This is a genomic window from Pseudomonas shirazensis (assembly GCF_050496565.1).
GTDB classification, from domain to species: domain Bacteria; phylum Pseudomonadota; class Gammaproteobacteria; order Pseudomonadales; family Pseudomonadaceae; genus Aquipseudomonas; species Aquipseudomonas shirazensis_A.
Genome location: NZ_JBNWAE010000004.1, coordinates 52,583 through 74,512 on the forward strand (window position 1 = coordinate 52,583; position 21,930 = coordinate 74,512).

The following is a 21,930-nucleotide window of genomic DNA, read 5'->3' on the forward strand; positions in this document are numbered from 1 at the left end:
CACATCGCCGGGTCGCTTCATGAAATCCGACAATAACAACAACCGTTGGCTGCAACACTCACCGTGGCGTCATCGCGGCGGGGCTTATTTGCCACCACTTTCATGAGACTAAAACCATGCATACGCATAATAACGACGCGCAGGCCGGCAGCGGCCCTGCGTTCAACAAAGACATGCAAACCCGCCACATCGTCATGCTGGCGTTAGGCGGTGTGATCGGCACCGGCTTGTTCCTTACCTCCGGCTACACCGTCAACCAGGCCGGCCCGCTGGGCGCAGTGATCGCCTACATGATTGGCGCGGTAATGGTCTATCTGGTCATGGTCTGCCTGGGCGAGTTGGCCGTGCAGATGCCGGAAACCGGCTCGTTCAGCAGCTACGCCACCCGCTATCTGGGGCCCGGCACAGGCTATACGGTGGCCTGGCTGTACTGGCTGACCTGGGCGGTGGCCATCGGCTCGGAGTTCACCGCAGCCGGCATCCTGATGGTGCGCTGGTTCCCGGAAACGCCGGTGTGGATCTGGAGCGCGCTGTTTGCGCTGGCGGTGTTCATCAGCAATGTGGTGTCGGTGCGGCTGTTTGCCGAAACCGAATTCTGGCTGTCGCTGATCAAGGTCCTGACCGTGGTGGTGTTCATTGCCATCGGCGGGGGCGCGATCTGTGGGCTGTTCGATGTGCAGCATGCGCAGGGCGCGGGGCTGAGCAACTTTACCCGTGAAGGTCTGTTCCCGACCGGCTTCCTGCCGATCGCCATGACCTTGCTGGCCGTGTCGTTCGCATTCTCCGGGACCGAGCTGATCGGCATTGCCGCAGGTGAAGCGGCCGACCCCCAAACCAGCGTGCCGAAGGCGATCCGCACGACCATCGTGCGCCTGGCGCTGTTCTTCGTCGGCACCATTTTCGTGCTCGCCACCTTGCTGCCGCGCGAACAGGCCGGCCTGGTCGAAAGCCCGTTCGTGCTGGTGTTCGAGCTGATCGGCATTCCGTACTCGGCCGATATCATGAACTTCGTGATCCTGACTGCGCTGCTGTCGGCGGCCAACTCCGGCCTGTATGCCGCCTCGCGGATGCTCTGGACCCTCAGCGATCAGGGCCACATGCCCAAGTGCTATGCGCGCCTGTCGCGCCGCGGCACGCCGGTCAACGCGATAATTCTGAGCATGGCCGGGGCCGTGGCCTCGTTGCTCAGCAGCGTGTTGGCGCCGGATACCGTGTACCTGGCACTGGTGTCGATTTCGGGGCTGGCCGTGGTGGTGGTGTGGATGAGCATTGCCGCCAGCCAGATTGCCTTCCGCCGCCACTACGTGGCCAATGGCGGCCGGGTCGAAGACCTGCACTTTCGCGTGCGTGGCTATCCTTGGGTGCCACTGGGCGCGATCGCCTGCTGCCTGCTGGCCTGTATCGGCATTGCCTTTGACCCGGCGCAACGGGTAGCGCTGTACTTCGGCCTGCCGTTCATAGCGTGGTGCTACTTCGTCTACTGGGTGACCCGCAACAAACGTGCGCAACGCCTGCGTGCCGAGGCTGGTGTGCAGCGTCCGGCTAGCGCCGCCTGAGCCGCACAAGCGATAGTGCACGCAGTCAATTGCCGAAGAGGTTGCGCCGATGAATCAAAAAACCCTACCGCCGCTGAATTGGCTGCGGGCGTTCGAAGTGTCGGCGCGTTACCTCAACTTCACCCACGCGGCCGAGGAGCTGTGCCTGACTCAGGGCGCGGTCAGCCAGCAGATCCGCCAGCTGGAGAGCCACCTTGGGGTCGCGCTGTTCAAGCGCCTGCCACGCGGGCTGGGCCTGACCGAAGAAGGCCAGTCCTACCTGCCGGTGGTGCAGGACGCCATCAGCCGGTTGGCGGTGGGCACCAACGAGATCTTCGGCCACAACCAGCGCCGCCCGGTGAAGGTGCGTGGCAGCTTGAGTTTTCTGCAGTACTGGCTGGCACCACGGCTGGCGGATTTTTGCCGAGAGCACTCGCTGATCGATATCCGTTTCATCAGCAACCTGTGGGTGAAAGAGCCGGACGGTGAAGACGATCTGGAGATCCGTTGGGGCGCCGGCAGTTGGCCGGGGCTGGTGTCGCAGCGCTTGACCTGGGATGTGCTGCAACCCGTCTGTTCGCCTGCATTGCTGGCCGCAGCACCCCTGCAGCACCCGCGCGACCTGGCCCGGCATGCCCTACTGCATGTGCTCGGCTACGAAGAGGGCTGGGGCTATTGGCTCAAGCGAGTCGGCGCCGATGCCGTGGATTACTCGCGTGGCCTGCAATTCGACACCATGGTATCCACCTTGCGCATGGCCGAGCTGGGCCAGGGCGTGGCCTTGGCGCGTTCATCCATCGTCGAGGACCTGCTCGCGTCTGGTGCGCTGGTCGCGCCGTTCAGCCAGCGCATCGAAGCCAGCGAATCGTTCTATCTGGTCCGCGCCCAGGGCGAAACCCTGAGCGCCGAGGCCGGCGCATTTTCCACCTGGCTGGTGGCACAGGCCCATCGCCATTTGTAGACCTTATCGCGTAGCTCTTATCAGGAGTCACCATGCATTACGTAAGCACCCGCGGCGCAGCTGGACTGGCCGATTTTCGCCGGGTAGTGCTCTCCGGGCTTGCCGACGATGGCGGCTTGTTCGTGCCCCAGGCCGTGCCGCAATTCACCCCGGAGCAGATCGGCAGCTGGTCATGGCTGCCATTCGACGAGTTGGTCTGGCGGGTGGTGTCGCCCTACGTGGGCGGGGCAATGGACGAAGCTGCATTGCGCGCGCTGCTCAGCGACAGCTACCGCGACTTCGATCACCGGGCGATCACGCCGCTGCGCCAGATCGGCCATAACGAATGGATCCTGGAGCTGTTCCATGGCCCCACGCAGTCGTCCAAGGACTTTGCTGCGCAATTGCAGGCGCGCTTGGTTGCGCACTTTTTGCCTGAACAACAGGGCAGGGCGCTGGTAATCGGTGCCACCAACGGCGAGACCGGGCTGGCCGCGATCGAGGCCTTTGCTGGCTGCACCAACGCGCAACTGGCCGTGTTGTACCCAGAACAGGGCGTGCCGCCGGCGCAGTTGGCGGCCTTGCACCAGGCAAACCCGCAACAGGTCGCGCTGATCCCGGTAGCAGGCAGTTTTGACGATTGTCAGACCCTGGTGTCGCGCCTGCTGCGCCAATGGCCGTTGCCTGAGGTGACGCCGATCTGCTTCAACTCGACCAACTGGGTCGGGGTGCTGGCGCAGATCGTCTACTACTTTCACGCCGCACTGCAGCTTGGCGGCGGCACGCGGCCGGTGGCCTTCAGCGTGCCAGCGGCGAGCTTTGCCGAAATCTACGCGGGCTACATCGCGCAAAAGATGGGCTTGCCGATCAACCAGGTGATCGTCTCGACCAACAGCAACGACGCCCTGCATCACTTCATCCAGCGCAACCGCTACTCGACCCGACAGAGCAACCGCACCTCATCGCCGGCCATGGACTTCTCGCTGTACTCCAACCTCGAGCGGTTTATCTGGGAGCTGTATGACCATGATGGGCATGCGGTGCGGGCGTTGATGGAGCACTTCGAGGCGTGCGGTGAGCTGAGCATCGGCAATCAGCAATGGCTGCGGGCGCGGGTGCTGTTCGACTCACACGCGGTTGAGGAGCTGCAGATCCGCGAAGAGGTGCTGCGGTTGTTTGCCGAGACCGGTGCAGCCGTCGACCCACACACCGCCGTCGGCGCGCTGTCGGGGCGCATTCAGCGCCGCAGCCTGGGTGCACCGATGGTCACCCTCGGGCAAATCGCGCCGAGCAAATCGGCTGGCCTGCTGGCTGAACTTGGGGTTTGGCCTGGCCCGGTTGCTACCGTCGCAGCACCGAGCGTGGCGCGCACAGGCCTGCAAGCGGGCGATCTGGCAGGCTTGATCCAGGCGCTGCGCCAAGCAACGCGGGTGCGGCCATGAAGCGCATTCTTGATCCACTGGACGAACATATCCTGGCCGAGCTGACCGCCAATGCGCGCATCGGCCATGCCGAATTGGGCGCCAAGGTCAATCTGTCGCGTAACGCGGTGCGCCAGCGGATCGAGCGGCTGGAGCGCGATGGCGCAATCCAGGGCTATACCATCCGCCTCGGCGACTCACGGCGGGCATCTTCATTGATCAGCGCGGTGATCTTTGTCTACCGCTATGACCGCATGCGCGGCGCCGATGTGCTGGCCGGCTTGCGCAGCATTCCCGAGGTGGTCCAGTGCGAAGTGCTCAGCGGTGAGTTCGACCTGATGTTACGGGTCAATGCCGCCTCGCCCGAGCGTGTGCATATGGTCTGGAAGGAGATCGCCGGTATGTCCGGCGTAGAAAACACGGTGACCTCGTTCGTGCTCTCGGCCGAGCACTGATGCGGGCAAAACGACCAACAAATGCAGCATTCTGACCAATTCAACTGACTGCGGCGAACCCTTAGGCTGACTCCATCAAACAACGCCTGAGAGCAACGCAGACATGACTGAATATAAAATTGCATTGGTGGGTTTTGGTGGGGTCAACCGTGGCCTGGCGCAGCTGGTTGCCGAGCGTAATGCCCGCTGGCAGGCAAGCCTGGGTTTCAGCCTGAAGATCGTCGGCGTCAGCGATATCTTCCTTGGCTCGATCGTCAACCGCGACGGTCTCGATGCCGCCCAACTGGTGGCCCTGCCAGCCGAGAAGGGCGCCTTTGCCAAACTGCATGGTGGCACCGCCGAAGCTTTCACCGAGACGGTGATCAAGCAATCCGGCGCTGACATCATCGCGGAGGCGACTTTCACCAATCCTGTCGACGGCGAACCCGCCAGCACCTTCTGCCGCTGGGCGCTGGAAAGCGGCATTCATGTGGTCACCACCAACAAGGGCCCGATTGCCCTGCACGGCAGTGAGCTCAAGGCCTTGGCTCAACGCCACGACGTCGCCTTCGAGTACGAAGGTTCGGTCATGAGCGGTACACCGGTGATTCGCCTGGCCAGGCAAGCGCTGGCGGGTGCTGAAGTGCAAGGTTTCGAAGGCATCCTCAACGGCACCTCCAACTATGTTCTGACCCGCATGCAGGAAGGCCTGAGCTTTGCCGCGGCAGTGGCCCAGGCCCAGCAACTCGGCTATGCCGAAGCGGACCCAAGCGCTGACGTCGATGGCTATGACGTGCGTTTGAAAGTGGTGATCCTCGCCAACGAGCTGCTCAACGCCAAGCTACAGATCAGCGACGTCGCCTGTTCGGGTATCAGCAACATCAGCGCTGAAGACATCGCCACCGCCAGCCGCAATGGCCAGTGCTGGAAGCTGATCGGTGCGGCCCAGCGCCAGGCCGACGGCTCGGTGCAAGCCAGTGTTGCTGCACGTTTGTTGCCGCTCAGCCATCCACTGGCCGGCATCAGCGGGGCAACCAATGCGGTGTCGTTCACCACTGAGCTGGTCGGCGCGGTCACGGTGTCCGGCCCGGGTGCAGGCAAGATCGAAACCGCCTTTGCCTTGCTCTCGGACATCGTCGCCATCCACACCAGCCAGCAGCAGTAAGCGGAGAGCAGCCATGAGCGTAGCCAGCAAGGTCAATGTGCAACTGGTCGAGGCGCAGCAGATCGATGTGTTCAGCCCTTACGACGGCCGCCTGATCGGCAGTGTGCCGTGCCTGGATGCCAGTGCGGTGCCGGCCATCCTCGAGCGTGCCCGGCACGGTGTGCGCCAGGCCGCGGCAATGCCGCGCCATCAGCGCGCACGGGTGTTAGAAGAGGCGGCGCGGCGGGTGCAGGAGCAAGCCCAGGCGTTTGCCGAATTGATCGTCGCCGAGGCTGGCAAGACCTTGCGCCAGGCCGAGAAAGAGGTCAAACGCTGCGTCAATACCCTCAAGCTGTCGGCAGAAGAGGCGCGGCGCAATGCCGGTGAGGTGGTGCCGTTCGAGTCCTATGAGGGCTCGGAATCGCGTCAGGGCTGGTTCAGTCGCGAGCCGTTGGGCTTGATCGTCGCGATCACGCCGTACAACGATCCGCTCAACCTGGTCGCGCATAAACTAGGGCCAGCGATTGCCGGGGGCAATGGGCTGATTCTGAAACCGTCCGAGCTGGCGCCGCTGTCTGCGCTGAAGCTGGTCGAATGCCTGCTGCAGGCAGGTTTGCCGGACTCGGTGGTCACTGCCGTGACCGGTGGGGTCGAGTTGGGCAAGGCGCTGGTCGAACTGCGCGAGGTGCGCATGGTGTCGTTCACCGGCGGTTTTGTTACCGGCGAGTCGATTGCCCGCAGTGCCGGCCTGAAAAAGCTGGCGATGGACCTGGGCGGCAACGCACCGGTGCTGGTGCTGGAAGACTGCGATCTGGAGCCGACGGTCGAGTCGTGTGTCTCCGGGGCGTTCTGGGCGGCGGGGCAGAACTGCATCGGCACTCAGCGGATTCTGGTGCAACGGCCAATCTATGAAGCGTTCCGCGCACGCTTTGTCGCCCAGGCTCGCGCCTTGGTGTTGGGCGACCCGGCCCTGCGTGAAACCGATGTCGGGCCGATGGTCACCGAGCAGGCCGCGCGCCGTACCGAGCAGTTGGTCAACGAGGCGATCAGCGAGGGTGCGCAGCTACTTTGCGGTCACCAGCGCAAGGGCGCCAGTTACGCACCAACGGTGCTGGAGCAGGTCAGCCATACCAGCCAGATCTGGCAGCAGGAAGTGTTTGCGCCGGTGGTGATTCTTGAGCCCTTCGACCAGCTGGACGAAGCAGTGGCACTGGCCAATGCCCTGGAATACAGCCTGCACGCGGGAGTTTTCACCCGCGATCTGGGTAAAGCCTTGAAGCTTGCCAGGCAGATCGAAGCGGGTGGGGTGATGATCAATGATTCGTCGGACTATCGCTTCGATGCCATGCCGTTTGGCGGCTTCAAGTACGGCAGCCTCGGTCGGGAAGGGGTGCGCTTCGCTTATGAGGACATGACCCAGCCGAAAGTGGTGTGCATCAACGATCTGGGCTGACGGCAGCACGCTGCCCTGCGCTGGTTTGGCGGCAGGGCAGCGTAATATTCAGTGCGGATCCGACGAGCGGTAGGTGACTTAGGTCTCGACTTTTGATGTATTGAAACCGGTTTCATAGCCCGTCTCAAACAATAATCACAAGAGACCTCAGATGACCGATATACCGTCCAGCCCGCGTGAGCGGGTCACCATCAGCCAGGTTGCAAGGGTCGCCGGCGTGTCCAAGGCGACTGTGTCGCGCTATATCGGTGGCGACCGGCAGTTGCTCGCCGATGCCACTGCGCAGCGCCTGGCCGAAGTCATCGAACGTCTTGGCTACCGGCCAAACCAAATGGCCCGGGGCCTCAAGCGCGGCCAGACGCGGCTGATCGGCATGCTCGTCGCCGATATTCTCAACCCCTATTCAGTGGCCGTGATGCGCGGCGTCGAAACCGCCTGCCGCGAGCACGGCTACAGCCTGGTGCTGTGCAACACCAACCGCGATGACGAGCAAGAGAGCCATCACCTGCGCGTGCTGCAGTCCTACAACGTCGAAGGGCTGATCGTGAACACCCTCGGCCACCACCAGGGCGAGCTGCTGGCGTTGCACCGGGATATTCCCATGGTGCTGGTCGACCGTCAGGTGCCGCAGCTCAATGCCGATATGGTCGGGCTGGATAACGCCGATGCGGTCGAGCAGGCGCTGGACCACCTGCAGGCCCGCGGTTATCGCGACATTCTGGCGGTCAGTGAGCCGCTCGACGGCACCAGCTCGCGGCTGGAGCGGGTGCAAGCCTTTACCGCATCGATCAATCGCCGCCCCGGCATGCGCCAGCAGATCCTGGAGTGTGCGGCTGATTTGCCCGCCTGTCTGGGCAATTTCCTCGGCGCCAGCGGGCATGGCCCGCAAGCGATTTTCACCTTCAACGGCGTGGCCACCCTGGCCGTCACTCGCGCCTTGCACGAGCGCGGCTGCAGATTGTTCGAGGATGTCGGCCTGATCGCCCTCGACGAACTCGACTGGCACCCGTTGGTCGGCAGCGGTATCACCGCGCTGGCGCAACCTACCGAACGCATCGGCGCGATGGCTTTCAACTGCCTGCTCGAACGGTTGCGTGGCGGTAACGCTGCGGCGCAGCGCATCGACCTCAAGGCCGAGCTGATCGTTCGCGGATCGACCAACCCCCGTATCTGAATAACGGACTCACGTCCATTTGCGTTGTATCGAAATGAAACCGGTTTCATAAGGATAATAACAATGCGCTCGAACCCCGTTTCCATCAGCCTTTCCAGCTACGGCGCTGATCTCGTCCGCCAACGTGGCCAGGCCAGTTTCGTGCCGATGCTGGCTGCGGCCGGCGTCAATCGCGTCGAGCTGCGCGAAGAACTGTTCGCCAGCCCGCCGGATTGCCCGCAACTGTCTGCCGCAATTCGCACGTCAGGCATGGAGTGCCTGTATTCCTCGCCGCTGGAGCTGTGGCTGGAGAACGGCCAATTGAACCCGGCGTTGCCTGCCAAGCTACAGACCACCAGGGCCTTGGGCGCGGTGGCACTCAAGGTTTCCCTTGGTCACTATCAGCCGCGCTGTGACCTGACGGCGCTGGCTGCGCAACTCTCTGCGGATGGCCCAATGCTGCTGGTTGAAAACGACCAGACTGCGCACGGCGGGCGGATCGAGCCGATGCTGCAGTTCCTTCTGCGCAGTGAGTCCCTGTCACTGCCGCTGGGCATGACTTTCGATATCGGCAACTGGCGCTGGCAGGATGAATCGGCAGCTCAAGCCGCTCACGAACTGGGCCGCTGGGTGCGCTACGTGCACTGCAAGGCGGTCGAGCGCCAGGCCAATGGCCGCCTGGTTACGGTGCCGCCACGGGCCGCTGATCTGCTGGCTTGGGAAGCGCTGTTCGCCGAGTTCAGCCCGGCAGTGGTGCGCGCGGTCGAATTTCCTCTGGTCGGTGACGACCTGCTGGCGGTAACCCGCGCCCAGGTCAACAACCTCGCTCGGCTTGCGCTGACTACGGAGGTGAGCCATGCCTGACCATGACGTGTTGTGCTTTGGCGAGACCATGGCCATGTTCGTCGCCGAACAAACCGGTGAGTTGGCGAAAGTCGGCCAGTTCGGCAAACGCATTGCCGGTGCCGACAGCAACGTTGCTATCGGTTTGTCGCGGCTGGGCTTCAAGGTGCGTTGGCTGAGCCGGGTCGGCAATGACTCGTTGGGCCGCTTCGTGCTGGACAGCTTGATCAAGGAGGGCCTGGATTGCACGGCGGTGCAAGTCGATCCCGAGCATGCCACCGGCTTTCAGCTCAAGGCCCGCTGCGATGATGGCAGCGACCCCGCGGTTGAATATTTCCGCCGCAACTCGGCGGCCAGTCATATGTCGCCGCAGCTGCTGAACGCACAGTTGACCAGCGCCGGGCATCTGCATGCCACCGGTATTCCGCTGGCGCTGTCGGCCGGCTGCCGGGCGTTGTCGCATGGCTTGGTCGACGCCATGCGCAGCGCTGGCCGGAGCATCTCGTTCGATCCCAATCTGCGCCCATCGTTATGGCCTGACCAGGCCAGCATGATCCGCGAGGTCAACGCGCTGGCAGTCAAAGCCAACTGGGTGCTGCCAGGCCTTGAAGAGGGCCGTTTGCTCACAGGTCGACAAAGCCCAGCTGACATCGCCGCGTTTTATCTGCAGCAAGGCGTCGAGCTGGTAGTGATCAAGCTGGGCGGCGAGGGCGCTTACTTCTGCAGCGCAGACGCAGAGGGCTGGGTGCCGGCATTCGCTGTTGCGCAGGTAGTTGACACCGTCGGCGCGGGCGATGCCTTTGCAGTAGGCGTCGTCAGCGGCTTGCTCGAAGGCTACCCGCTGGGCGAAGCGGTTGCCCGCGGCAACTGGTGCGGCAGCCGCGCCGTGCAGTCGCGCGGCGATATGGAAGCGCTGCCGCTGCGCAGTGAACTGGAACTGTACAACCGGCGCAGCTGCGCCTGAATCGCTGATCGCCGGTTAGCCGGCACCTGGTGCAACAAAAACAACCAAGCTCAGGAGCACACCTCATGCAAACGACCAGCCTCGCGCGTCGCCGGTGGTGGTACATCATCCCGATCGTGTTCATTACCTACAGCCTGGCCTATCTGGACCGCGCCAATTATGGCTTTGCCGCAGCCTCGGGCATGGCCGACGACCTCAAGATCACCCCGGCCTTGTCGTCCTTGCTCGGTGCGTTGTTCTTTCTCGGTTACTTCTTCTTTCAGGTGCCCGGGGCCATCTATGCGGAAAAACGCAGCGTCAAGAAGCTGATCTTCGTCAGCCTGATTCTCTGGGGCGGGCTGGCGACGCTGACCGGGATGATCAGCAATGTGTACTTTCTGATCGCCATCCGCTTTCTGCTCGGGGTGGTCGAGGCGGCAGTGATGCCGGCGATGCTGATCTACCTGTGCCACTGGTTTACCCGCGCCGAACGCTCGCGGGCCAACACCTTCCTGATGCTCGGCAACCCGGTGACGATCCTGTGGATGTCGGTGGTGTCGGGTTACTTGATCAAGCATTACGACTGGCGCTGGATGTTCATCATCGAAGGCTTGCCGGCGGTGCTCTGGGCCTTTATCTGGTGGCGCCTGGCGGCGGACAAGCCGGCCCAGGTGAGCTGGCTCAGCCAGCAGGAGAAGGACCAGTTGCAAACGGCGCTGGCGGCTGAGCAGCAGGGCATCAAACCGGTCAAAAACTACCGCGAGGCGTTCCGCTCGCCGCAGGTCATCGTGCTGTCGTTGCAGTACTTCTGCTGGAGCATCGGCGTGTACGGCTTTGTGCTGTGGCTGCCGTCGATCCTCAAGCAGGCCGCCAATGTCGATATCGTCACGGCGGGCTGGTTGTCATCGGTGCCGTACCTGGCGGCGGTGCTGGCCATGGTCGGCGTGTCGTGGGCCTCGGACCGGCTGCAAAAGCGCAAGCGCTTTGTCTGGCCACCGTTGCTGATTGCCGCGCTGGCGTTCTACGGCTCGTATGCGCTGGGCAGCGAGCACTTCTGGTGGTCGTACGCCCTGCTGGTGCTGGCCGGCGCCTGCATGTACGCGCCGTATGGCCCGTTTTTCGCGATCGTGCCGGAGATTCTGCCGAGCAACGTCGCAGGCGGGGCGATGGCCTTGATCAACAGCATGGGCGCGCTGGGTTCGTTCGGTGGTTCGTGGCTGGTCGGCTACCTCAACGGCGCCACCGGCGGGCCAGGCGCCTCTTATCTGTTCATGTGCGGTGCGTTGCTGACGGCGGTCGCGCTTACGGTCGCACTGCGTACACCCCAGGCTCAGCCCAAGCGTCGCGCTGGCGGCCTGGCTCTGAATCACTAAGGAACTGCCATGAAAAAGACCATAGTCCTGTACAAGCGCTTGTCCGATGATTTGCTCGGTCGCCTGCGCGAGCAGGCTGAAGTGATCTTCGTCGACACCGCGCAGGCGGATGGCCTGGCCCGTCTGCGCGATGCCTTGCCCCACGCCCATGGCCTGCTCGGAGCCAGCCTGCGCCTGGACAGCAGCCTGCTGGACCTGGCGCCGCAACTGGAGGTGGTGGCCAGCGTTTCGGTGGGGGTCGACAACTACGACATCGCTGACCTGACCCGGCGCGGCATCGTCCTCACCAATACCCCCGATGTGCTTACCGAAACCACCGCCGATACTGGCTTTGCCTTGATCCTGGCGACGGCGCGTAGAGTAGTCGAACTCGCCAGTTGGGTGCGGGCAGGGCACTGGCAGGCCAATCTGGGGCCGGATCACTTCGGCACCGATGTTCACGGTAAAACGCTAGGCATCGTTGGTATGGGGCGCATTGGCGAAGCTTTGGCCAAGCGCGCTGCTGCCGGGTTTGGCATGCGTGTGGTGTATCACAGCCGTCAGCCCAAACCTGCGGTCGAGGCACTTTATGGCGCGGCCTGCCGCAGCCTTGATGGGTTGCTGCAGGAGTCTGACTTTGTCTGCCTGACTGTGCCGCTGAGTGCTGCTACAGAAGGGCTTATCGGCGCGCGGGAACTTGGCCTGATGAAACCCGAGGCCATCTTGATCAACATCTCGCGTGGCCGGGTGGTGGATGAGAATGCGCTGATCGAAGCGTTACGTGAGCAGCGCATTCGCGGGGCGGGGCTGGATGTGTTCGTCAAGGAGCCATTGGCGGTTGATTCGCCGTTGCTGCAATTGGATAACGTGGTAGCAACGCCGCATATCGGCTCGGCGACCCACGAAACTCGCCAGGCCATGGCCCGCTGCGCTGTGGACAATCTGCTTTGTGCGTTGGTAGGTCAGCGGCCGCAGAATCTGGTCAATCCGCAGGTTTGGGCTATGCGCTAGCCGGCATTGCTGGGGGGCGCTTTGCGCCCCTTTCCGACCGGTCCGGCGCCCCGGCAAGGCCGCTCCTACACCGACCGCGCAAGGTCCTGACTACGCGGTCAACTGTAGGAGCGGCCTTGTGTCGCGAAAGGGCTGCAGAGCAGCCCCGGCGTACTCCGAAACGGCCGCAATGTAAAAGCCCCCAGAGAGAAGAGCTTCAACAAACCAATTGACATATGTTATTTGTGATCACATATTGAGCCCATAACAACGCCAATATGTGAGTCTGCCCATGACTGATCGCCCAACCCTCCTGCCGGTAATGCGCCCGGTGTCGCGCGACACACTGCAGGACCAGGTCTACCGCCAGATCCGTGAAGCGCTGATGAGCGGCCGCTTTCAGCCTGGCCAGAAGCTGACCATTCGCGGCCTGGCCGAAGCTTTGGGTTCAAGCCCGATGCCTGTACGCGAAGCACTCAACCGCTTGAGCGCCGAAAACGCCTTCGAAGTCACCGAAACAGCCCGCCTGCGGGTGCGCATGATGACCCCGGAGCGCCTGCGCGAAATCCGCGACGCGCGGGTAGCGCTTGAAGGCTTGCTGGCCGAGAAAGCCGTGGTGCTGCTGACCCAGCGCGACCTGGCCGAAATCACTCAACTCTGCGAACAGATGCAGCACGCCGCCGACAACGTCGATGTGGCGCGTTATCTGTGGATCAACTTTGCCTTTCACCGGCGCATCTACGCGGTGGCCAACGCCGAGTTGACCGTCGCCGCAGTGGAGAACTTCTGGCTGCACATGGGCCCATGCTTTGCTCTGGTGGCGCCGGACAAGGCCCACCTGCAACGCTCGATGGAGGCGCACAACCGCATCGTCGAAGCCTTGCAGGCCGGTGATGGTGCTGCCGCGCGGGCTGCAGTCACCGACGACATCATGCAGGCGGCCGACTCGCTGGCGCGCCTGATCGTCAAGAGCGACCGTTCCAGGTCGCCTGCTTCAGGAGTTAAAAAAGCATGAGTGTTCTGAACCGACTGATCCCCTACAGCGGCCTGCGCGTATTGATCTCTGGCGGCGCCGCCGGCATCGGCGAGGTGCTGGCTGCGGCGTACATGGAGGCCGGCGCCAAGGTGCATGTCTGCGATGTCAGCGAAGCGGCCCTGGCGGCGTTTCGTGATCGTTACCCGGACAGCGTGGCGACCAAGGCCGATGTAGGCGACCCGGCGCAGATCGAAGCCGTGTTCAAGGTCCAGCGCGAGCAGTTCGGCGGCCTCGATGTGCTGATCAACAACGCCGGGATCGCCGGGCCGACGGCGGGTATCGACGCCGTCACCGACGAAGAATGGCAGCGCACCGTCGATATCAACCTGACCGGGCAATACCGCTTCGCTCACCATGCTGTGCCGCTGCTCAAAGCCTCGCCGAATGCTCATCTGATTCACATCGCGTCGGTGGCAGGCCGCCTTGGCTATGCCTGGCGTACGCCTTATGCCGCCACCAAATGGGCGATCGTTGGCCTGATGAAATCCCTGGCCAGCGAACTGGGCGAGAGCGATATCCGCGTCAACGCCTTGCTCCCGGGCATCGTCGAAGGGCCGCGCATGGACGGCGTGATTCGTGCCCGGGCCGAGCAGTTGAACGTGCCTGAGGCGGCGATGCGTGACGAGTACCTGCAGAAGATCTCGCTCAAACGCATGGTCACTGCCGAAGACGTCGCCGCCATGGCGCTGTTCCTGTGTTCACCGGCGGCACGCAACGTGACCGGCCAGGCCATCAGCGTGGATGGCAACGTCGAGTACCTGTAACGGCTCGACCCCTCATGCAGTAACGGCGGGGCTGCTGCCCTGCTGCTGACGTATTCGCTTTCTCACCAAGAACAAGAATGGAGAAATTCGCATGTCCAAAAAACGCCCGATCATCATTACCTGCGCGGTCACCGGCGCTATCCATACGCCGTCGATGTCGCCGCATCTGCCGATTACCCCGCAGCAAATTGCCGATGCCGCCATTGGTGCCGCCAAAGCCGGCGCTGCCATTGTCCACCTGCATGCACGTGACCCGATCGATGGCCGGCCCAGCCAGGACGTTGATCTGTTCCGCCAGTTCTTGCCGCAGATCAAGGCCAAGAGCGATGTCGTGATCAACATCACCACCGGCGGTGCGCCAACCATGGGCGTTGAAGAGCGCCTGCAGCCGGTCGCTCAGCTCAAACCGGAGCTGGCGTCACTGAACATGGGCTCGATGAACTTCGGTCTGTACGAAATGCTCGAGCGCTTTACCGAGTTCAAGCATGACTGGGAGCGGCCATACCTGGCGGAAAGTGACGACCGGATCTTCCGCAATACCTTCCGCGACATCGCGCACATACTCAATGCCTGCGCCGAGAACCGCACCCGTTTCGAAATCGAGTGCTATGACATCGGCCACCTGTATACCGCGGCGCACTTCCTCCAGCGCGACCTGCTCAAGGCACCGATCTTCATCCAGTCGGTGTTTGGCCTGCGCGGCGGTATCGGCGGCCACCCGGAAGACCTCGCGCATATGCGCCGGACGGCTGATCGGCTGTTTGGCGACGCTTATCAATGGTCGATCCTGGGCGCCGGGCGCAACCAGATCCCGCTGGGTACCATGGGCCTGGCAATGGGCAGCCATGTACGGGTTGGTCTGGAAGATTCGCTGTGGGACGGCCCAGGCCAGCTGGCCGCGTCCAATGCCGACCAGGTCAAACGCATCCGTAGCGTGATCGAAGCGCTCGGCGCGCGGGTAGCGACGCCGGATGAAGCCCGGGAAATGCTCGACCTCAAAGGCCAGGACAAGGTCGACTTCTAGCCCCGGCGTCACCTCGCGGATTCTGTGCAGCGGGGCGTTGGGCCCGGCTGCCAGTACCTTCAGCATCCACCGGCTACTCAAGCCATGAGGTTTGTGCGATGACAATTACAAGAAACATCGATAGCGCTGCCACACCCCGTGATTCAGCCACGCTGAACAAGGTCATCTTCATCAAGCTGATGCCGTTTCTGATTGCGGCGTACATCCTGAGCTTTCTCGACCGCACCAACATCGCCCTGGCCAAGCATCAGCTGGATGTAGACCTGGGCATTTCGGCGGCGGCCTATGGGCTGGGCGCCGGCTTGTTCTTTCTGACCTACGCGCTGTCGGAAGTACCCAGCAACCTGATCATGCACAAGGTCGGCGCGCGCTTCTGGATCGCCCGCATCATGGTGACCTGGGGGCTGATTTCGGCCGCGATGGCGTTTGTTCAGGGCGAAACCTCGTTTTACATCCTGCGCCTGCTGCTGGGCGTGGCCGAGGCGGGGCTGTTTCCCGGCGTGATGCTCTATCTGACCTACTGGTTTGGCCGCGAGCAACGCGCGCGGGCGATTGGCTACTTCCTCCTGGGCGTGTGCTTCGCCAATATCATCGGCGGCCCGCTGGGCGCGTTGCTGATGCAGCTGGATGGCGTGTGGGGCTGGCGTGGTTGGCAGTGGATGTTCATGCTCGAAGGCCTGCCGGCGGTGTTCTTCGCCTATGTCGTGTGGAAGAAGCTGCCGGACCGGCCGAGCAAGGCGCCGTGGCTGAGCCCGGCTGAGGCCGAGCAGATCGAGCGTGGCCTGGCGGCTGAGCAGGAGGAAGGTGCAGGGCAGGGCGGCCATTCGCTCAAGCAGTGCCTGACGCCGCAGATCTTCCTGGCGATCCTGGTGTACTTCTGCCATCAGATCACGGTGTATACGGTGATCTTCTTCCTGCCGGGGATCATCGGCAAATACGGCGAGTTGACCACGCTGCAGATCGGCTTGCTGACCTCGTTGCCGTGGATCGCCGCCGCCGTGGGGGCGATGGCGCTGCCGCGCTTTGCCACCACCCCGCAGCGGGCGCGGATGATGCTGGTGTGCGGGTTGCTGACGATGGCCGCCGGGCTGGGCATCGCCTCGCTGGCAGGGCCGGTGTTGAGCCTGATGGGCTTCTGCCTGTCGGCGCTGATGTTCTTTGTGGTGCAGTCGATCATCTTTCTGTATCCGGCGTCACGCCTCAAAGGCGCGGCCCTGGCTGGTGGGCTGGGCTTCGTCAACTCGTGCGGGCTGTTGGGCGGCTTTGTCGGCCCGTCGGTGATGGGCATGATCGAGCAAACTACGGGTAACGCCATGGACGGGATGAAGATCATCGCGGTGATCCTGGTGCTCGCCGCGCTGGCTGCGCTGCGCTTGCGTCAAGGGCATGAGCGCAAGGTCCCCAAGGCTGAAGTGCATGGACGCCGACAGGTAGTCTGAGCCGACGCTGGGCTGCTCTGGCTGGCGGTGCCGGCCAGAGCAGCCCATTTGCGGTTGTAGCCTTGGACTATTTGCTTCTGACCTGCTCGAACGACTTGGCCATATCTTTGGCCCAGCCATCGAGTACCGCTTTCACGTCTTTGGTCTGCATGACCTGGTCGGCGTTATCCAGTTCGGCGCCGGCACCTTTGCGCACCACCTGCGCCACCACCTTGTTGTTGCCCGCGTCGATGAAGGCCGCTTCAGTGGCCAGGCTGGTGTCCTGATCACGGATGCCGGTCGCGGTGCTCACGCCGGCTGCGATCAGGGCAATCGGGATCACTTCATAGGCTTGCAGGCTCTTGGTGCTGGCACTCACCCCCGTAATCGCCGGCCGCACGATCAACACCCCTGGGCCTGGCCCCTTGGCCAACGGCATGACCCTGGCCATTTCCCGCTGCAGGGCCTGATCGTAATACTGGGTGATGCCTTGCAGGGTGCTGGCGGGGATCTTGGCTGTGGGCTGCGGCTTTGGATACAGCTGGCTCGGTTCGATATAGACCTTGGTGTAGCGGCGCGCATCGAGCTTTGGATCGACCCAGCGCATCACCGGCGCACCGGAAGGTGAAGTCTCCTGCTTGAGCAAACTGTAGTCCTTGAGAAATCCAGAATACTGATTGGACTCGACGTACTTGCTGGCACAGCCAGACACTGCAAGTGTTGCCACGCACAACGCGGTCAGCAGTAACTTTGACTTCATGTTGTTGCTCCTTGTGGACCGATCTCGGGCGAGATCGCACTGCCGAGGGGAAATCGCCACGTCTCGCGGCCTTTCACACTATCCAGCTGCAGCGTTGCGATTGCTGTCAAACAGGGCACCGCTAGTTGCGCCGTGGCCCAGCATTGCTCATGTAATGAGCGCAGCCGGGTCCAGTACGTGACAGCGCTGTTACTTGGCTCAACTGGGCAACCGTCAATCAGCATAGTCCAGCCATGCGTAAGTAAAGAGTTGGGCTAGGATTAGTTGGAACAGGCGCGGCGGGCATTCGAGCTGCGGACTACAACGAATGCCAAAGAAGGTCTTGACCCTTGAACACCTCACGCCGCGGCTTCTCTCTGCAAGTCCTGATTGGCCTGGCAATCATGTTCAGTACGCTGACGCTTGGCGCAGTGCTGGCCTACCAGGGCTACCGCAGCATCGAACACACCTTGCTGGCCGCGTCGGCCGACACCAGTCGCCAGCTGGCGCGCACTATCAACGAGCGTGCGCAGCGTTTGATCAACCCGGTAATCAGCTCGATCCGTCTGCTCGCGCATGACGCGCTGGCCGAGGCCGTCACGCTGCAGCAGCGGCTTGATCGTCTGCCCTTGCTGGCGGCCAGCCTGGACGCCAACAGCATGCTCAGCGCGGTGTATGTGGGCTATGCGAATGGCGAGTTCATGCTACTGCGGGCCCTGCGCGACGAGGCCGACAGCCAGAGCGTGCATGCGCCTGAAGGCGCCGCGTACCTGTTGCAAAGCATCAGCCTGGACGGCAGTGGGCAGATGCTCGGTGAGTGGCGCTTTTACGACCGAAGGCTGACGTTGCTGCAAACCCAGGCCAAAGCGGATTACCAGTTTGACCCGCGTACGCGGCCCTGGTTTGTCGAGGGCCTGGCCAGCGCGACTGCCCAGTTGACCAAGCCATATGTCTTTTTCACCACCAAGGAGATCGGCCTGACGGTTGCCCAACGCAGCGTCACCGGTCGCGCAGTGCTAGGCATGGACGCCTCGGTCAACGACCTGGGCGGTGAAGTTGCCGACCTGCGGATGACGCCCGGCACGCAGATGGCGGTAGTGGGCAGTGACGGCGAGGTGGTGTTTTACCCAGACCTGCAACGGGTAGTGGTTCAGGACGGCGCGGCGCTGCGTTTGTCGCGCCTGGACGAGCTGGCGGTCGACAGCCTCAACTGGCTGTTCGTCAACAACTACCAGAGCGCAGAACCGGTCCATTATCAGGCCGCCGGCCAGGACTGGTACGGCGTGCAGGTTCCGCTGTCTTCATTCACCCAGCACGACATCCGCCTGCTGATCGCAGTGCCAGCGTCTGAGCTGCTGGGCGGCGCGCGGCAGATGCTGATGGCCGAAGCGCGCTGGACGATTCTTCTGATCGGCATCCTGCTGCTGATCGGCTGGGCCCTGGCGCGGCGCATTGGCCAGCCGCTGCAGGCGCTGACCGAGCAAGTACAGGCTCTGGCCAGTTTCGACTTCAGCCGGCGCGTCGGGGTCGAGTCGCGGATCAGCGAGGTCAGCGCGCTGAGCGAGGTGCTCGGCGGCATGTCGCGCACAATTCACAACTTCCAGGCGATCACCCTCAGCCTGAGCCGTGAAACCAACCTGGAGGACATGCTCCGCCAGGTGCTGGGTGAACTGGTGGAGGCGACTGCCGTCACCAGCGGCGCTGTTTATCTGGCCGGCGAAGACAGCGAGGTATTGCGCCTGGCTGCGCACTATCGCGATGAGGGCTATCCCGCTGACCTGCAGCTTGGGGTGCACGAGCCGCATCAACTGAATAGCGCAGTGGAAAAGGCGATGCCTGGCCAGAGTCCTACCATGGCCGTGGCGCTGAATGACCGCAGCGGCCAGCGCCTTGGGCTGTTGGTGTTGCAACTGGGCCTGGCGCACCTGCACTCGGGCAGCGTTGCACCGGCATTTCGCCAGTTTGTCGAGGAACTCTCCGGGGCGGCCGCAGTGGCCATAGAAACACGCCAGTTGATCGAGGCCCAGCAACGCCTGCTCGACGGCATCATCCAGCTGCTCGCTGATGCCACCGACGCCAAAAGCCCCTATACCGGGGGCCACTGCCAGCGGGTGCCGGTGCTGGCGCAAATGCTCATGGACAGTGTCATTGCCGCGAACAGTGGGCCTTACGCGCAGTTCCACATGAACGCGCTGGAGCGCTATGAGTTCAGGATCGCAGCGTGGCTGCATGACTGCGGCAAGGTCACCAGCCCTGAATACGTAGTCGACAAGGCGACCAAGCTGGAGACGTTGAACAACCGCATCCACGAGATCCGCACCCGCTTCGAAGTGCTCTGGCGCGATGCCGAGTTGCTCTATTGGCAGCGCCTGGCTGAAGGTGGCGAGCAGCAGACGCTGCAAGCAGCACTGGAAAGTACCCGGGCGCAGTTGCAGGACGAGTTCGCCTTCATCGCCAGTGCCAACATTGGCGGCGAGTTCATGTCCGATGCCGATATCGAGCGCTTGCGCAGCATTGGTTCGCGCCCGTGGCTGCGCAACTTCGATAACCGCCTGGGCTTGTCCCGTGACGAGGCAGAACGTCTGGCGCCAGTGGCCTCGTCATTGCTGCCGGCGCCTGAGCAACTGCTGGCTGATCGTGTCGACCATCGGGTGCCATGGGGTGAGCGCAAGCCGCCGGTCGACAAGAACGACCCGCGCAATATCTGGGGCTTTGACATGCGCCTGCCGGCCCATGCCTACAACTATGGCGAACTGCACAACCTGAGTATCCGTCGCGGCACCCTGACTGACGAAGAGCGCTTCAAGATCAACGAGCACATCGTGCAGACCATCATCATGCTCAACACCTTACCGTTGCCCAGCCACCTCAAGCGCGTGCCGGAGATTGCCGGCAACCATCACGAGAAGATGGACGGCAGCGGCTACCCGCGAGGTTTGAAAAAAGACGACATGAGCATCGCCGAACGAGTGATGGCGATTGCTGATATCTTCGAGGCACTGAGTGCGGCTGACCGGCCCTACAAGGCAGCCAAGACGTTGTCGGAGTCAGTCAAGATTCTCGGCTTCATGGCCCGCGATCAGCACATCGACCCAGGGCTGTTCCGCCTGTTTCTAAGCAGCGGCGTGTATCGCGAGTACGGCGAGCGCTTCTTGCGCAGTGACCAGCTTGACGACGTTGATATCGAGCCTTATCTGCGCGCGTTCGCGGAGTTTTGAGGGGCATCCCTTTCTAGAGTTGTAAGTCGTTAGATCGTCGGGGCCGCTGCGCAGCCCTTTCGCGACACAAGGCCGCTCCTACAGGGACCGCGATAGACTTGCCAGACGCGGTAGTCTAGGAGCGGCCTTGTGTCGCGAAAGGGCTGCGAAGCGGCCCCAGCGATCTCGAACCACAGGAAATTCAGAAAAATGCAGAGATCTTGAAAGGGAAGCTCTTGAGCATGCCTGCCAGCTATCGATCGCCCTCACGAAAGTTTGACCGATGAGTCAAATCTACCTAGGGTAGCCCGCTCTGTTTTTCTGTTAGAGCGTTCTATGACTACCCCGTACAAGTTACCGGCAACCGTCTACCTGCTAGGTTTGACCATCTTCACCCTGGTCACCGCCGAGTTCATGGTGGCCGGGATGATGCCGGCATTGGCTGATGCCTTCTCCGTCAGCCTGGCCCAGGTCGGCAACCTGATTGCCTTCTACGCACTGGGCATGGCCGTCGGTGGGCCGCCGCTGACGGTGCTGTTGATCTCTCGTGGCATTGGTAACAAACGAGCGTTGATCGCGTTGCTCGTGGTCTATCTATTGGCCGCCGGCGTGTCCGCCGTGGCGCCGAGCTACACCATCCTGCTGACGGCGCGAGTGATCATGGGCGTGGCCAGTGCGGCCTGCATTGGCCTGTGCATGACGCTGTGTGCCGGCCTGGTGCCGCTGGCCGCGCGGGGCAGGGCGATCGCGGTGGTGCTGGCGGGGCTGATGCTGTCGCCGGTGGCCGGCGTGCCGCTGACCACGGTGATCGAGCAGGTCGCCGGCTGGCGCGCCAGTGCCTGGATGATCGTTGCCTTGGCGCTGCTGTGCACCTTGCTGGTTGCACGCCAGCTACCGCAGGACGTCGCCGGCGAGCAGCCCAGCCTGCGCCGGCAACTGGACGACCTGAAAAGCCGCAGCCTGTGGGATGCTTACGTCACCAGCGGGCTGATCATCGGGGCGACCTTTGCAGCCTTCAGCTACATCACACCGATCCTGATCAACGAAGTCGGCATATTGCCCGCCTATGTCGCCCCGCTGCTGGCGCTGTACGGCGTGGCCAACGTGCTTGGCAACCTGTTCATCGGCCGTATCGCCGAGCGGCACACCTTCCGCGCCTTGGGCTGGGGCCTGGCGCTGCTGGTGCTGGCCATGGCCGGCTTTGCGTTGGGCGGCGAGCATCGCTGGCTGAATTTGCTGTGCTTTATCCTGATCGGTTTTACCGGCGTGGCGCTCAACCCAGCGATGGTCGCGCGGGTGATGAAGGCCGCCGAGCCGGGCGCGCTGGTCAATACCCTGCACACCTCGGTCATCACCGCTGGTTTGGCTTTTGGCAGTTGGGCGGGGGGCGAGGCGATCGATGCAGGCTTCGGCCTGCGTGCGCCGCTGTGGGTTGGCGCGGCGCTGGCCGTGCTGGGCCTGATCAGCCTGGTGCGGCCGTTGCTCAATGCGCGCACGCCTGCGGCAAGGCCGTATGCCTGAGTGAGGCAGGGCGCAACAGTCAG

Annotated in this window: 18 protein-coding genes; 17 read left to right on the forward strand and 1 reads right to left on the reverse strand. The window is 62.9% G+C overall.

Annotation, left to right across the window (positions count from 1 at the left end):
• Nucleotides 1-116 precede the first annotated feature (116 nt).
• From ACQZ2L_RS07745 to ACQZ2L_RS07815, 15 genes are all read left to right on the forward strand, one after another.
• Nucleotides 117-1,556, forward strand: a complete 1,440-nt coding sequence (locus ACQZ2L_RS07745) for an amino acid permease (protein ID WP_430325510.1) — start codon at nucleotides 117-119, stop codon at nucleotides 1,554-1,556.
• Between the two features lie 49 nt (nucleotides 1,557-1,605).
• Nucleotides 1,606-2,496, forward strand: coding sequence for a LysR substrate-binding domain-containing protein (locus ACQZ2L_RS07750; protein ID WP_430325511.1), 891 nt, complete (start codon nucleotides 1,606-1,608; stop codon nucleotides 2,494-2,496).
• A gap of 32 nt (nucleotides 2,497-2,528) precedes the next feature.
• Nucleotides 2,529-3,917 carry a threonine synthase gene (thrC, locus tag ACQZ2L_RS07755; protein WP_430325512.1) on the forward strand — a complete coding sequence of 463 codons (1,389 nt, stop codon included), beginning with the start codon at nucleotides 2,529-2,531 and terminating at the stop codon, nucleotides 3,915-3,917.
• Nucleotides 3,914-4,351 (forward strand): Lrp/AsnC family transcriptional regulator, encoded by a 438-nt coding sequence (locus ACQZ2L_RS07760; protein ID WP_430325513.1) that lies wholly within the window; start codon nucleotides 3,914-3,916, stop codon nucleotides 4,349-4,351. Before thrC ends, ACQZ2L_RS07760 begins: the two co-directional genes overlap by 4 nt.
• A 103-nt stretch (nucleotides 4,352-4,454) precedes the next feature.
• Nucleotides 4,455-5,495 carry a homoserine dehydrogenase gene (locus ACQZ2L_RS07765; protein ID WP_430325514.1) on the forward strand — a complete coding sequence of 347 codons (1,041 nt, stop codon included), beginning with the start codon at nucleotides 4,455-4,457 and terminating at the stop codon, nucleotides 5,493-5,495.
• A 13-nt stretch (nucleotides 5,496-5,508) separates the two neighbouring features.
• A complete protein-coding gene (locus ACQZ2L_RS07770; protein ID WP_430325515.1) occupies nucleotides 5,509-6,927 on the forward strand; it encodes an aldehyde dehydrogenase family protein in 1,419 nt (472 codons plus the stop codon).
• A gap of 151 nt (nucleotides 6,928-7,078) precedes the next feature.
• The gene (locus ACQZ2L_RS07775; RefSeq protein ID WP_430325516.1) at nucleotides 7,079-8,101 is read left to right on the forward strand and encodes a LacI family DNA-binding transcriptional regulator; all 1,023 of its coding nucleotides are present in this window, start codon (nucleotides 7,079-7,081) and stop codon (nucleotides 8,099-8,101) included.
• A 63-nt stretch (nucleotides 8,102-8,164) separates the two neighbouring features.
• Entirely contained in the window at nucleotides 8,165-8,944 is a 780-nt protein-coding gene (locus ACQZ2L_RS07780) for an AP endonuclease (protein WP_430325517.1), read from the forward strand.
• Nucleotides 8,937-9,887 (forward strand): sugar kinase, encoded by a 951-nt coding sequence (locus ACQZ2L_RS07785; RefSeq protein WP_430325518.1) that lies wholly within the window; start codon nucleotides 8,937-8,939, stop codon nucleotides 9,885-9,887. The genes ACQZ2L_RS07780 and ACQZ2L_RS07785 overlap by 8 nt, the downstream gene beginning before the upstream one ends.
• 65 nt (nucleotides 9,888-9,952) lie before the next feature.
• Entirely contained in the window at nucleotides 9,953-11,239 is a 1,287-nt protein-coding gene (locus ACQZ2L_RS07790; protein WP_430325519.1) for an MFS transporter, read from the forward strand.
• A 9-nt stretch (nucleotides 11,240-11,248) separates the two neighbouring features.
• Complete coding sequence (locus ACQZ2L_RS07795; protein ID WP_430325520.1) at nucleotides 11,249-12,229, forward strand: 2-hydroxyacid dehydrogenase; 981 nt, start codon at nucleotides 11,249-11,251, stop codon at nucleotides 12,227-12,229.
• Nucleotides 12,230-12,500: 271 nt separating this feature from the next.
• Nucleotides 12,501-13,223 (forward strand): GntR family transcriptional regulator, encoded by a 723-nt coding sequence (locus ACQZ2L_RS07800; protein ID WP_430325521.1) that lies wholly within the window; start codon nucleotides 12,501-12,503, stop codon nucleotides 13,221-13,223.
• Entirely contained in the window at nucleotides 13,220-14,008 is a 789-nt protein-coding gene (locus ACQZ2L_RS07805) for an SDR family oxidoreductase (protein ID WP_314873239.1), read from the forward strand. The genes ACQZ2L_RS07800 and ACQZ2L_RS07805 overlap by 4 nt, the downstream gene beginning before the upstream one ends.
• A 91-nt stretch (nucleotides 14,009-14,099) precedes the next feature.
• Nucleotides 14,100-15,032 (forward strand): 3-keto-5-aminohexanoate cleavage protein, encoded by a 933-nt coding sequence (locus ACQZ2L_RS07810; protein ID WP_430325522.1) that lies wholly within the window; start codon nucleotides 14,100-14,102, stop codon nucleotides 15,030-15,032.
• 98 nt (nucleotides 15,033-15,130) lie between these two features.
• Nucleotides 15,131-16,471 (forward strand): MFS transporter, encoded by a 1,341-nt coding sequence (locus ACQZ2L_RS07815; protein ID WP_430325523.1) that lies wholly within the window; start codon nucleotides 15,131-15,133, stop codon nucleotides 16,469-16,471.
• 67 nt (nucleotides 16,472-16,538) lie between these two features.
• Here the strand turns inward: ACQZ2L_RS07815 and ACQZ2L_RS07820 are convergent, their stop codons facing one another.
• Nucleotides 16,539-17,210, reverse strand: coding sequence for a DUF3313 domain-containing protein (locus ACQZ2L_RS07820; RefSeq protein WP_430325524.1), 672 nt, complete (start codon nucleotides 17,208-17,210; stop codon nucleotides 16,539-16,541).
• A 383-nt stretch (nucleotides 17,211-17,593) separates the two neighbouring features.
• Here ACQZ2L_RS07820 and ACQZ2L_RS07825 point away from each other — a divergent pair, with 383 nt between their 5' ends.
• Together ACQZ2L_RS07825 and ACQZ2L_RS07830 are read left to right on the forward strand one after the other, a co-directional pair.
• A complete protein-coding gene (locus ACQZ2L_RS07825) occupies nucleotides 17,594-20,407 on the forward strand; it encodes an HD domain-containing phosphohydrolase (protein WP_430325718.1) in 2,814 nt (937 codons plus the stop codon).
• 315 nt (nucleotides 20,408-20,722) lie between these two features.
• Complete coding sequence (locus ACQZ2L_RS07830; RefSeq protein ID WP_430325525.1) at nucleotides 20,723-21,907, forward strand: MFS transporter; 1,185 nt, start codon at nucleotides 20,723-20,725, stop codon at nucleotides 21,905-21,907.
• Nucleotides 21,908-21,930 lie beyond the last annotated feature (23 nt).